This is a genomic window from Nocardia arthritidis NBRC 100137, from assembly GCF_001612765.1.
In the GTDB taxonomy this organism is placed as follows: Bacteria; Actinomycetota; Actinomycetes; order Mycobacteriales; family Mycobacteriaceae; genus Nocardia; species Nocardia arthritidis.
On the sequence record NZ_BDBB01000022.1, the window covers coordinates 40327 to 52471 of the forward strand.

Here is a 12145-nt window from a genome sequence, read left to right on the forward strand (position 1 = left end):
TCATTTGCGGGGAGAGATCACCAGCAGGATGCCGATGACGATCGCGGCGATCACGACGATCCAACCGATCGGGATCATGCTGGCTGCGGGCCAGGACGCCGGACCGACGAAAGCCCACACGCTGATCGCGATGGACAGCAAACCCGCGATGAGCAGCGAGGCGGCGGGGCCGCGGCGGGAATCGGTCGTCTCTTCGCGCTCGGTCTCAGCCACGTTGCACCTCCAGGTTTCCGGCGCGGACGTCGACGTTCAGCTCGAGCACCGGCGCGCCGGGAGTATTCGGACCGCTGATGCCGTCGGTGCAGAGGGCCTCGGCCATGGTCGCCGTGCAGCGGGTGCGGACGGTCATGTCCGCCGGAAGCAGGACGCGGGCTTCGCCCATCCGGACATCGACGTCCACGGTGCGGTTCTCGGTCAGTTTCACCGACCGCAGATCCAGCGTGCCCGAGCCCATGGTCACCTGGTAGTTCGACGCCAGTTCGGCGACGGAAGCGGGCGCCCAGGTGTGGTTGCCCATCGCGGCCTGATCGAACTCGACCGGACCGACGGCGGAGGCGAGCAGTACGAATCCCGCGAGCGGCGCGGTGAGCACGAGCAACCCGTAGCCGCGCCGCAGGAACGCGCCGAGTACCAGGCCCAGACCGATCACGGCCAGCGCCGCGGCGGCGATCCGGCCGGGCGTCATCCACTCCGCGCCCGAGGCTGCCGCCGCACCCGCACCCGCCGCCGCCAGGATGGCCAGGCCGAGCACCACCGGCGTCAGGCGCGAGCGCGGACGCTTCTGCGGCGGAGCGACGACGGTGCGGGCGGGTGCGGGGTCGGGAAGGTCCCAGGCGAGCGGGGCGACGCCGAGCGGGTCCCAGGACGGTGGGGTCGGGCCGCCGATGATCGCGGGGTGAGCGGCGGCGGGGCGGCGTGGGCTCGGAGTGTGGCCGGGCGCTCGGGTGCCGGTATCGCCTGGGGAGACCGGGCTCTCGGGCCGAGACGCTCGCTCGGTGGATATGGCGCCATCCGAGGCGCTCAGCGCGTGGTGCTCGACGCTGCCGGAAGACTCCGGTCCTGTTTCGCCGGCATGGCCGATGGCAGCCGGAGCCGATCCGGCTCGGTCACCGATCGAGGCGTCCGGACCGTCCGGGCCGATGGCGGCCGCGCCCGATTCGGTTCGCTCGCCGGTAGACGACCCCGGTTCGGCCTCGGTGGCCCCGCCGGTGGTCGGCGCCGCCGACTTGTCCAGCACCACGGTCGCGGGGTCGGCGGCTTGCTCCTCGGCGGCGGGCTTGTGCAGCGGGACCGTTGCCGCATCGCCGTTCGCGGCGTGCACGGGCGTCTCGGGGACATACGTCTCCGGCAGCTTGGTATACGGCGTGTACACGGAGGTCGGCGGCACGTACAGGTCACCGACGGTCCGGGTCGCGCCCTGCGGGAAGACTGCACCGGGGTAGCCGGTGGCGGTGATCCCGCCGTCCGGGGCGAATCCGCCGAACGCCTCGGTGGTTCCGGGTGGCGGGTTGGGTGTGCGCAGATGCAGCATCCACCAGCCCGCCAGCATCAGCGCGAGGCTGATCAGGCCGGATCCGCCGAGACCGACACCGACCGGGCCCATCGTGCTGACCGCGATGGCCAGCGCCACGATCAGCACGATGGTCTTGGTCTGCGACTGCGAGCTGTGGCCCTTGCCGACCAGCGATTCGGCCGCGGACGCCTGATCGCCCGCCGCGCTCAGCAGCAGCCAGGCCAGCAGATAGAGCACGAGGCCCGCGCCGCCGAAGATCGTCGAGACGACGAACGCGACGCGAACCAGCACCGGATCGATCTCGTAGCGCCGCGCGAACCCCGCCGCGACGCCCGCGATAGGCCCCTGGCGCGGCAATCGGATCGGCCGGGTCTGCCATATCTGCTGGACCTGGTCGCCGAAGCTCGTTTTCGTCATGTCTCCCATGGTGTGCCGCCCCGCGGAATCGGCGCATCGGGGGGAACCCTGAAAAACGGCCTGAACACTTTGGACCGATCCACTGATGTAGCAATTGTTCAGCTATGCAGAGTTTCGCTGATCCGGCCGCTTCTGCCCTGGTCGGCGCGGGTGTCGCTGCCCGAGATCAGGGTGAATCCGGATGGCTGGCAGCTGCGTTGTCGGGCAGTATCGAAGACATGTACCCGTCTGTTCCCGCGTTCGACACTCGGGGGTTCGACGCCGCGCGCGGACTGGCCCCCGCGCCCGCGCCGGTCTCCGGGCCGCCGCAGGCGCGGATGTTCCGCCGCTCGGGTGGCCGGGTCGTCGGCGGCGTGGCGGGCGGTCTGGCCGACCATCTGGGCGTCGACGTGTTCAAGGTGCGGATGGCGTTCGTGCTGCTGTGCGCGCTGGCCGGGGCGGGCATCGCCGCCTACGGGCTGCTGTGGATCTTCACGCCCGGTGGGGCGGACCAGTCGAAACCTTCCGGTGCCGAGCGGCGGCAGGCGATCGGGCTAGCCATGCTCGGGCTGGGCCTTGCGGTCGCCGTGTCATGGGTGTTCAGCGGGACGGCGGCGAAGGTGATCGCGCCGATCATCGTGGTGGCGGTCGGCGCGGCGCTGGTGTGGCGGGAGTACGACGTCGACGGGCCGCGTTCGCTGCTCGGGCTACCCGCACGGCCCTCGGTCATCACCTGGTCCCGGATCGTCGCCGGTGCGACGCTGATCGTGGCAGGCCTCGGTGTGGTGGTGCTGGCGCGGATCGATCTCAGCTCACTCGGCTCTGCGCTGCTCGCGGTGGCGGTCACGCTGGTCGGCGCCGGACTGCTGACGGTTCCGCTGTGGCTGCGCATGATGCGCGCGCTGAACGCCGAGCGCGCCGCCCGCATCCGCAACGAGGAACGCGAGGAGATCGCCTCACACCTGCACGATTCCGTGCTCCAGACGCTCGCGCTCATCCAGCGCCAGGCCGACGACCCGCAGGAGGTGCTGCGGCTGGCCCGCAGCCAGGAGCGGGAACTGCGGAAATGGTTGTTCGAGGATTCCGCGCCCGCGCAGTCGAGCTTGGCCGCGGCCCTGCGGACCATCGCGGGCGAGGTGGAGGACCAGCACGGCGTGAAGGTGGCACCGGTGACCGTCGGCGACGTGTCGATGGACATCGACGGTTCCGGATCCGGTCTGCCGAAGGAGCACTTCACCGCGCTGCTCGGCGCGAGCAGAGAAGCGCTGGTCAATGCCGCCAAGCACGCGGGCGTTCCGGAGATCGATCTGTTCGCCGAGGTCGAGCCGCATCAGGTGAGCGTCTTCGTGCGTGACCGCGGATCCGGCTTCGACCTCGCGTCCGTGCCGGAGGATCGCCGCGGCCTGGCCAAATCCATCCGCGGCCGGATCGAGCGCCGCGGCGGTCAGGTGGACATCCTGTCGAGGCCGGGACGTGGCACCGAGGTCCGGATCATCATGGCGCGCACGGATTCCGGCTGCCCCGCCCACGACGAAGAGCCCGCCCCCGCCGCGGGCGCCGTGCGCTAGTCGTCCGTTTCTCGCGAACCGGCTCGGTCCGCGCGGTTGCCGTGGAGTGCGCGAGGAGCGCGTGGGGGATGAGTGTGGTACCGGTTGGGGGTCAAAGGTCGGTTAGGAGAAGTAGGTGGCCGTGCGGGTCTTTCTCGTCGATGATCACGCCGTTTTCCGGTCGGGTGTGCGTGCTGAGCTGAGCCGGGAGGCGGACATGGAGGTGGTCGGGGAGGCAGGCGGGGTGGCGGAGGCGGTGGCCGGGATCAACGCCGAGCGCCCGGACGTCGTCCTGCTCGACGTGCACATGCCCGACGGCGGTGGGGTGGCGGTGCTGGCCGGCATCGAGCCGGGGCCGGTGTGCCTGGCGCTGAGCGTGTCCGATGCGGCCGAGGACGTGATCGCGGTGATCCGGGCCGGGGCCAGAGGATACGTGACGAAGACGATTTCGGGATCCGAGCTGGCCGACGGCATCCGCCGGGTTGCGGGCGGCGATGCGGTCTTCAGCCCACGCCTGGCCGGCTTCGTGCTGGACTCGTTCACCGGAAGGTCTCCGGTACCCGAACCACCCCTGGACCCCGAACTCGACTCGTTGACCCCTCGCGAGCTGGAGGTGCTGCGCCTGCTCGCGCGCGGCTACACCTACCGCGAGATCGCCGAATCCCTTTTCATCTCCGTCAAAACCGTGGAAACGCACGCCTCCAACGTGCTGCGCAAGACTCAGCAGTCCAACCGCAACGCTCTGACCCGCTGGGCCCACCGCCGCCGCATCGACTGAAGGCCGCGCGCCTGCCGGTGCGGCGCGGGGATATCAGAGGACGGCGACGATGATCCCGATGATGATGATCAGGCCGATCAGCAGTCCCACTGCGATGGCGAGAGGGGCATTGTTGGGCTGGGGATTCCTGGCGCGCTGCGGGGGAGCGGCCGCGGTCGCGCCCGCGTGGTTGCGGTGCGGGCGGGGCAGCGGGGTGGAGTGCGGGCTGCGGATCCCGGACGCCGAATTGCGCGCGGCCCAGGAGGGGATGGTTCCGTCCTCGGTGCGGACGGGCGCGCCGAGAATGTGCGGGCCGGTGCCGGGACCGAAAGCGGCGGTGAGGATCTCGTCGCGCGCCTCGGCCATGGTCGGGCGGCGCTGCGGCGCGGGCTCCATCATGTGCAGCAGGGCCTGGGTGAGCACACCGCTGCGGGTCGGCGGGATGATCTGCGCCATGGCGGCGCGGTGCACGATGACGTCGCTGTCCTCGTCGAAGCCGAACGGCGGCTGCCCTTCGATCGCGGTGTAGAGCGTGGCGCCCAGGGAGAACACGTCGCTGGCCTTGGTCGGCTGGGCTCCGCGCGCCACCTCGGGGGGCAGATAGGAGGGGGTGCCGGTGATCACGCCGTCCGGTTCGTCGGACAGATCGCCCGCACCCCGGGAGATGCCGAAGTCGCTGAGTTTCGCCATACCCACGCCGGGGCCGCGGTCGGCGACGAGGATGTTGCCCGGCTTGATATCCCGATGCACGATGCCGACCGCGTGCGCGGCGGCGAGCGCGTCGGCGACCTGGGCGCCGATCTGCGCGACCTCGATCGGCGGCAGCGTGTCGACCAGCGCGAGCGCCTTCGCGACGCTGCGCGAGGGCAGGTGCTCCATCACCAGCCAGGGCTCACCGGCCTCGAGCACCACGTCGTATACGGCGATCGCGTGGTCGTGCGAGAGTTTCGCGGCGACCCGGCCCTCGTGCAGGATCTGGTTGCGGACCGCCTCCGCTTCTGCCTCACCGAGCCCGGCCGTGGTGAGCACCTGTTTGATCGCGACGTCCCGGTCGAGCAGACGGTCGTGCGCCAGCCAGACCGCGCCCATGCCGCCGCCGCCCAGCTTCGACTGGAGGCGATAGCGGCCTGCGACGAGATATTGGGGGCCGACAGTGGGACGAGCGCGTTCGGTCACGGGTGCAGGGTAGCGGAAAATGAGGCTAGCTGGCCTGATTCGTGTTCGCGCATAGGCGAGACACGGGGCACGTCCATGTGCCGCGCCCGCTCGCTGACGTTCGGTCGGGATGCGTGCCACACACCATACCGATGAATGGGCGCCGGGCGTGGTAGCCGGGCGCGCGCCGGTTCGCTCCTCGCATGGAGAATCACGTCACTCGGAAGGGGTCCGCGGATTTCCGGTCTATCGCAGCGGTCGCGTGGTCGGTTTGCCGAGACGGGGAACTTTCACCTCGGAGGGACGGCGCGACCGCCTGGTGGGGGCCCTGCGGGTTGCTCGCGGACCGGGCTCGACATGCCCATCCGGCTGGCCGGAATCCGCTCGACGCACCGTTCGGAGCGACACGGAGCCCTGCGCTCTTGACGAAACCTGGGGGTCGGTTTCTACTGGGTCAGTATCGAACGTATATTCGATATCAATCGATAGCTGAATCGGTGCTGTACTCGAAAATCGAGGGCGGCCCCGCATGCTTCGCCCTCGGGTCCATCGTGGGAAGTGGGTGGTTGAGATGGGTTCGGATGCGATATCGCAGGGAGGGGTGAATCGGGGCGCGCTGCGGCGCGATGGTGGGCGGGAGGATGCTCCCTCCCTGGCTGAACTGCGCAGACGCATGGCCGCAGTGCCGGGGCGTGGTGAATCGGCAGCGCAGCGGGTTCCGCTCGGCGCCGAATCGCGCCGCGCGGCATTGCCGGTGCCAGCGGCGCTCGCACCCCTGTTGCCCGATGGTGGCCTGCCCAAGGGTTCCGTGGTGGCCTATACGGGGGCGAGTTCGCTGCTGGCCGGTCTGCTCGCCGCGGTAACCGAGGGCGGTGGGCATGCCGCGGTGGTCGGCATGCCCCGGCTCGGTCTGCTCGCCGCGGTGGAGATGGGGGCGCAGCTGCGGCGGCTGGCCGTGATCGCCGAGCCGGGTCCCGATCCGGTGGAGGTGGCCGCGGTGCTGCTCGACGGGCTCGATCTGGTCGTGCTCGGACTCGGGGGCGGCGCCGTCGCGCCCGCTCGCAGTCGGGTGCTCGCGGCCCGCGCCCGCAACAAGGGCGCCACCCTCGTGGTCGCCGACGGTCGCTGGCCCGGCGCGTCCCTCCAGCTCGACGCCCGCATCGCGGGTTATGTCGGTCTCGGCCGCGGGCGCGGACGCTTGCGTTCGCTCGGCTTGACGGTCGAGGTGCGTGGCAAGGCGGGACCGCCCCGGCGCGGACGGCTGGATCTGTGCCCGAATGCGGGGCGCGTGGAATGGGTGCTGCGCGAGAAGTCCGCCCGGCCAGCCGAAGTCGCCGACACGCAGGAGGCGGTCTCGTGAGTGCGTCGGCCCGCTGCGGGGCTTCTCCGGTCGTCTCGATTCGCCCGATGGCTCCGGTTCGCCGCTGTCGGGTCCGGTCGCTGCCGATCCGCTCCGGCGCACCGACCGAGCGATTCGGCGCCGGTGGCGCCGGCTGTCTCGGGCACGGTTGGCGCGATCCGTCGATGAGGATGGGCGGCCGCGAGCACGCGGGGGAGAATCCGGGCCGCCGGATCCGGTGGCGTGTCCGCCATTCGGAGTGCATGTCGCACGATGCGGCGAATGACTCCACCGGGATCGTGTGCCTTCGAGGACCCGTGGGGGACGAAGGTCGTTCGTCGCCGTGATCCGGCCGGGGTCGAAGCGGGTGCTCGCCCTGTGGTGCCCGGACTGGCCCGCGGTCGCCGCGGCGGCGTCGGCGGGACTGCCCGCGACGCGGCCGGTGGCGGTGCTGTTCGCCAACCGGGTGGCGGCCTGTTCGGCGATCGCTCGAGCCGAAGGGGTGCGCCGCGGCCTGAAGCGCCGAGAGGCGCAGGCCCGGTGTCCCGAGCTGTTGCTCGCGCAGCAGGATCAGGACCGGGACGCGCGGCTGTTCGAACCGCTGGTCGCGGCGGTGGCCGCGACGGTGCCCGGTGTGGAGGTCCTGCGCCCCGGGCTGCTCGTGCTCGCCGCGCGCGGTGCGGCGCGGTTCTTCGGGTCCGAGGAGGCGGCGGCCGAGCGCCTGGTCGACGCGGTGGCCGCGGCCGGGGCGGAAGCGCAGATCGGGATCGCCGACGAGTTGTCCACGGCGGTGATCGCCGCCCGGCGGGCCGCGATCGTGCCGGTGGGGGCGGGTGCGCGGTTTCTCGCGCAGCTGCCGATCGGGGAACTCGCGGTGGAGCCGAGCCTGGCCGCCCCGGAACGCGCCGATCTGGTGGATCTGCTGCACCGCTTGGGTCTGCGGCGGATCGGTGATTTCGCCGCGCTCTCCGCGGCGGAGGTCGCCTCCCGGTTCGGGAGCGACGCGGTGCTCGCGCATCGCTGCGCCAGGGCCCAGCCGGAGCGTCCGCCGTCCGCCCGGCAGCCGCCGCCGGATCTGGTGGTGGAGTATCGCTGTGATCCGCCGATCGAGCGGGTCGACGCGGCCGCCTTCGCCGGTCGCCTGCTCGCCACCCGGCTGCACAGCGCGCTCGCGGATGCCGGACTGGCCTGCACCAGGCTCTCGGTGCACGCGGAAACCGCGGCGGGGGAGGATCTCGCGCGGATCTGGCGCTGCGCCGAGCCGCTCACCCCGGAGGACACGGCGGATCGGGTGCGCTGGCAACTGGACGGCTGGCTCACCCGGCGCGACGGTGCGCGGCCCACCGCGCCGATCACCGTGCTGCGGCTGGAACCTGTCGAGGTGGTCACGGCGGGCGCGCTGCAACTCGGCCTGTGGGGCGGGGCCGGGGAAGAGGACGAGCGCGCCCGTCGCGCGCTCATCCGGGTGCAAGGGTTGCTGGGCGGGGAAGCGGTGCGGGTCGGCGTGCTGAGCGGCGGACGCGGGCCCGCCGAACGAATCACCATGGTCACGCTGGGGGACGAACTCGTCCCCGCGGCCGACCCCGCGCAGCCCTGGCCGGGCCGGCTGCCCGAGCCCGCCCCCGCCGTGCTCCTGCTGAACCGCCCGCTGGTGCGGCTCGAAGCCGCCGACGGCGCGCCAGTCAAGGTCACCGACCGCGCCATGTTCGACGCCGAGCCCGCCCTGCTGCGCTGGGGAAGCAAGCAGTGGCGGCTGATCGGCTGGGCGGGCCCGTGGCCGGTGGACGAACGCTGGTGGGCGCCCGATGCGGACGACGCGGAACTCACCGCCCGCGCCCAGGTCCAACTCGACGACGCCCCCGCTCCCAGCCGAGTGCTGCTGCTGGTCTACCGCGCCGAAACCTGGCGCGCCGAGGGACTTTACGACTGACGGCCACAACAGTTACACGCCCGCGAGCCTCGGTTGCTCTCGGCCGGTACAGGCTTGCCCTGAACGGAATCGGCGTCGGAGACCAAGTGCTGCCGCCGTCATCGCACCCAGGTCTGGCGGCTCTCCTGCACGAACGACATCAGTACCTTGCGATCCTCCGCAGGGCCGCCGACGCGCGGTGACAAGTGGATCGTGGTCGTTCGAAGGTTCACTCCGGCCGCGACCACACCGTCGCCAATGTGAACGGATGTCCGCGCAGGGCAGCCCATTTCGGCTTGCGGGCCAGGAATGTGTCGTCCACCAGTGCCTCGGCGACCTCGGTGAGGACCCATCCGGCGGCCAGACCGGCCGACAGGTGCTCGCTGATCAAATGCACATGGGTGCTGATCGCCACCGGTTCGCCGGACGGGTCGGTGTAGTGCGTCGGCATTCCGGACACCATGATGAACTGCGGGTGGTAGCTGACCGAAACGCACCGGGCGCCCGGTGCGGCCAGGCGCCACGCCTCCGCGTAGAACGGCGCCAGCTCCGGTAGGTGCTCGTCGATCAGCGACGCGATCACCAGGTCGTAGGCGCCGTCCGGCAGGCCCGTGTCCCGCACATCCGCTCGGGTCAGCGTGGTGTGGGCGCCGCGTTCGGCGGCCAGCGCCAGCATTCCCTCGCTCACGTCGACTCCGTCGATGTGCGTCAACCCGTTGTCCCGCAGCCAAGTTCCGGTGCGCCCGGTGCCGCAGCCCAGATCCGCCGCGCGCCGCACCCGGCCGAGGTCCAACCGCAATCGCCCGAGCAGAGCGAGATCCATTTCGTCCAGGACCGTCTGCTCGTAGGTAGGCGCCCATCCGTCGTATCCCGTGGCGACATCTACGGTGCGGTAGTCGCGACGGTCGAAGTCGGCGAAGGAGGGCATGCGGTGAGTATTGTTCCGGACTCGCTCGCACGCCAGGCATTTATCGGGCGAGTCGAAACACTATGGTTCGCATAAGACTTCGCTGACCTCCGGAAGCCCCGAGGACCGCACCACACCCTTTTCGGGAGTGATCCGCGCTACATGATGAAGGGGGAGTGCATGACTGCCAGTATTCTCGTTGGTCGTGGATCTGACGCTGGACCAGGTGACATTCGGAAACATGCGGATCGCCTACCGGGATTCGGGGGTGGGCGCGGTCAGTGACATCCCCGTGCTGCTGGTGCACGGCATGGGCGGCGACGGGCACACGTGGGACCGGTTCGCGCGTGTGCTGGTGCAATCCGGGCGCCGAGTGATCATCCCCGATCTGCGCGGACACGGCCGTAGCTCGCATACCGATTCCTATCTCTTCGACGAGTTCGGCGACGATCTGCTGCGCCTGTGCGAGCATCTGGAGTTGCCCGCGGTGGATCTGGTCGGGCATTCGCTCGGCGGTTACGCGGTGTCGCGCGTTGCGCAGGAGCGGCCGGAGCTGGCGCGCAGGCTGGTCATGGAGGAGTGCCCGCTTCCGCTGCGATCCGGCGTCGAGGAAATGCGCCTGACCCGCCGGTTTCCCACCGCGCCCGAGTTGTGGCACGCCACATCCAGCCTGGTTCGCCACCCGCGCGCGGTGGTCGCGTTCGACCGTTCCATGACGAAGACGGCGCTGGAGCAGTTCCGCAAGCCGAACCCGGAATGGTGGGACCGGCTCTCCGACATCACCGCACCCACCCTGGTGTTGTGCGGCGGACCGGGCGGCATGGTGGATCCGGACAAACTCGCCGACCTGCGAGCCGGCCTCGCCGACTGCACCGTGACCACCTTCACCTGCGGCCACAGCATTCATCGCGACCGCTACCGGGAGTTCGCCGCGACCGTTCGGCCGTTCCTGGCCGGCTGAGGTTCACCAATGCGTACCGGGCACCCATCGGGCGGCCCGGCGCAAGGCCGTGCCCGTGACGCGCCGCGCTGCCGACCTGGGCCGTCGCACGGGAAGCGAGTCGATGGGTTCGGCCTGTTCGTCGTCGGGCTCGGTCGGCTCGCCCTTGGCCGCGGGGGAGTCGGGCAGGGCGCGGTAGTAGCGGTGCAGGACGCGGTCGCGGATCTTCGGGGTGAGCAGCGCGCCGTATTCGGCGATGGTGCCCAGCGGCACGTCGATGCGCTTGGGGCGTTCGGTCAGCGCCCGCACGATGGTCGCGGCCGCCCACTCGGGAGACTCGGCGGGGCCTTGGTCGCCGCTCGGGGTGATCATCGGCGTGCGCACCAGCGGCATGTGGATGGTGGTGAACGTGACACCATCGGCCATGGTCTCGACGGCCGCCACCTCGGTGAACTTGTCCAACGCCGCCTTGCTGGCCAGATATGCGGAGAACCGCGGCGTGGCCACCTGCACGCCCGCGCTGCTGATGTTGACGATGTGCCCGAACTTGCGTTCGCGCATCTGCGGCAGCAGGGCCAGGGTCAGCCGCAGTGCGCCGAAGTAGTTGACGGCCATGGTGCGTTCGAAGTCGTGCAGCCGGTCGGTGGAGCGGTGGATGGCGCGGCGGATCGAACGGCCCGCGTTGTTCACCAGCATGTCCACGTGGCCGTGCTCGGCCAGGACGGTCTCGAGCACCTGGTCGACGGAGTCGGAATCGGTGACGTCGCAGGAGTATCCGTAGGCCGAGCCGCCCGCCGCCCTGATCTCGTCGACGACGGCGGTGAGTTCCTCGCCCCGGCGCGCGAGCAGGAACACCGTGGCGCCCTTGCCCGCGACCGCCAGCGCCGCCGCCCGGCCGATTCCGGAGGACGCCCCCGTGATGAGAACGTGCCGTCCGGTGAGGTCGCGGTTGCGGCGCCCGCGCCGGGCGGGTTCGGCGGATGCGTCGGTCATCGCTGCTCCTTTGCAGGTGTGGTCGAAATGAAACTTACTCCGAAGTAAGTTCACTGCCAAGTGGTCGTGGTCACAGCCGTGATCGCCGGGCCCGGTGGCGGCGGCGTGTCGCCCGGCATGGCCCAGTGCCTTCGAGAGCTGCACGGGCGTGGGGTTTTCCGGGTGTGCGAAACGTTCGAACAACGGTCGAAACGTTCGAACATATGTGCGATACTCGGCGCATGTCGGACGATCGGATGGCGGAGGTGTTTGCCGCGGTGCGGCTCGGTGGCGTCGACCCGGCGGCGGGGCGGCGGGCGTTGGAAAAGCTCTGGAACGAACTCGGCGAACACGGTGGAGCGCTGCAACGCTGCGTGGTCGCGCACCATCTCGCCGACCTCCAGGAGGAGGCCGCCGAGGCGCTGCGTTGGGATCAGCGCGCGCTGGCCGCGGTGTTCGGCCCCGGCGTGCCGCTGGACGAAGGTCTGCGCGGGTTCTTGCCGTCGCTCTATCTGAACCTGGCCGACAGTCATCGCCGGGTCGGTGAGTTCGAAGTGGCCAGGATGCAATTGGCCATCGCGCGCGGGCATCTCGACGTCCTGGCCTCCGATGCCTACGGCGCGCTCATCCGGACTCGTCTGAGTGGGATCGAAGCCGCGCTGGCCGCTGGTTCCCTCGAACGCCTTTCGGTGGCCTGACCAGCCTGTACA

At 70.7% G+C, this 12145-nt stretch carries 11 protein-coding genes; 6 read left to right on the forward strand and 5 right to left on the reverse strand.

Annotated features, from left to right (window positions below; all coding sequences use genetic code 11):
- Entirely contained in the window at positions 1–213 is a 213-nt protein-coding gene (locus NA8_RS17835) for a hypothetical protein (RefSeq protein ID WP_063051517.1), read from the reverse strand.
- Positions 206–1930 (reverse strand): PspC domain-containing protein, encoded by a 1725-nt coding sequence (locus NA8_RS17840; protein WP_439957393.1) that lies wholly within the window; start codon positions 1928–1930, stop codon positions 206–208. Before NA8_RS17840 ends, NA8_RS17835 begins: the two co-directional genes overlap by 8 nt.
- Before the next feature lie 218 nt (positions 1931–2148).
- Here NA8_RS17840 and NA8_RS17845 point away from each other — a divergent pair, with 218 nt between their 5' ends.
- Together NA8_RS17845 and NA8_RS17850 are read left to right on the forward strand one after the other, a co-directional pair.
- Positions 2149–3477 (forward strand): ATP-binding protein, encoded by a 1329-nt coding sequence (locus tag NA8_RS17845; RefSeq protein WP_084466897.1) that lies wholly within the window; start codon positions 2149–2151, stop codon positions 3475–3477.
- A gap of 121 nt (positions 3478–3598) precedes the next feature.
- Positions 3599–4234 (forward strand): response regulator, encoded by a 636-nt coding sequence (locus tag NA8_RS17850; protein WP_040865043.1) that lies wholly within the window; start codon positions 3599–3601, stop codon positions 4232–4234.
- A 33-nt stretch (positions 4235–4267) separates the two neighbouring features.
- On the opposite strand, the gene NA8_RS17855 is transcribed toward NA8_RS17850, so the two are convergent.
- On the reverse strand, positions 4268–5389 hold the full coding sequence (locus NA8_RS17855) for a serine/threonine-protein kinase (protein ID WP_063051519.1): 1122 nt from the start codon (positions 5387–5389) through the stop codon (positions 4268–4270).
- A gap of 550 nt (positions 5390–5939) precedes the next feature.
- On the opposite strand from NA8_RS17855, the gene imuA' reads away from it, so the two are divergent.
- The gene (gene imuA', locus NA8_RS17860; protein ID WP_063051520.1) at positions 5940–6728 is read left to right on the forward strand and encodes a DnaE2-dependent mutagenesis accessory factor ImuA'; all 789 of its coding nucleotides are present in this window, start codon (positions 5940–5942) and stop codon (positions 6726–6728) included.
- A 322-nt stretch (positions 6729–7050) separates the two neighbouring features.
- Positions 7051–8637 (forward strand): DNA polymerase Y family protein, encoded by a 1587-nt coding sequence (locus NA8_RS17870; RefSeq protein WP_084466891.1) that lies wholly within the window; start codon positions 7051–7053, stop codon positions 8635–8637.
- A 208-nt stretch (positions 8638–8845) separates the two neighbouring features.
- On the opposite strand, the gene NA8_RS17875 is transcribed toward NA8_RS17870, so the two are convergent.
- Entirely contained in the window at positions 8846–9544 is a 699-nt protein-coding gene (locus tag NA8_RS17875) for a class I SAM-dependent DNA methyltransferase (RefSeq protein ID WP_063051522.1), read from the reverse strand.
- Positions 9545–9728: 184 nt separating this feature from the next.
- Between NA8_RS17875 and NA8_RS17880 the strand changes: the two genes are divergently transcribed.
- Positions 9729–10484 carry an alpha/beta fold hydrolase gene (locus NA8_RS17880; protein ID WP_439957394.1) on the forward strand — a complete coding sequence of 252 codons (756 nt, stop codon included), beginning with the start codon at positions 9729–9731 and terminating at the stop codon, positions 10482–10484.
- 3 nt (positions 10485–10487) lie between these two features.
- Here NA8_RS17880 and NA8_RS17885 read toward each other — a convergent pair whose 3' ends face one another.
- A complete protein-coding gene (locus NA8_RS17885; RefSeq protein ID WP_063051523.1) occupies positions 10488–11456 on the reverse strand; it encodes an SDR family NAD(P)-dependent oxidoreductase in 969 nt (322 codons plus the stop codon).
- A gap of 221 nt (positions 11457–11677) precedes the next feature.
- On the opposite strand from NA8_RS17885, the gene NA8_RS17890 reads away from it, so the two are divergent.
- Positions 11678–12133: a hypothetical protein gene (locus NA8_RS17890; RefSeq protein ID WP_084466892.1), complete on the forward strand. Its 456-nt coding sequence runs from the start codon at positions 11678–11680 to the stop codon at positions 12131–12133.
- Positions 12134–12145: the final 12 nt, after the last annotated feature.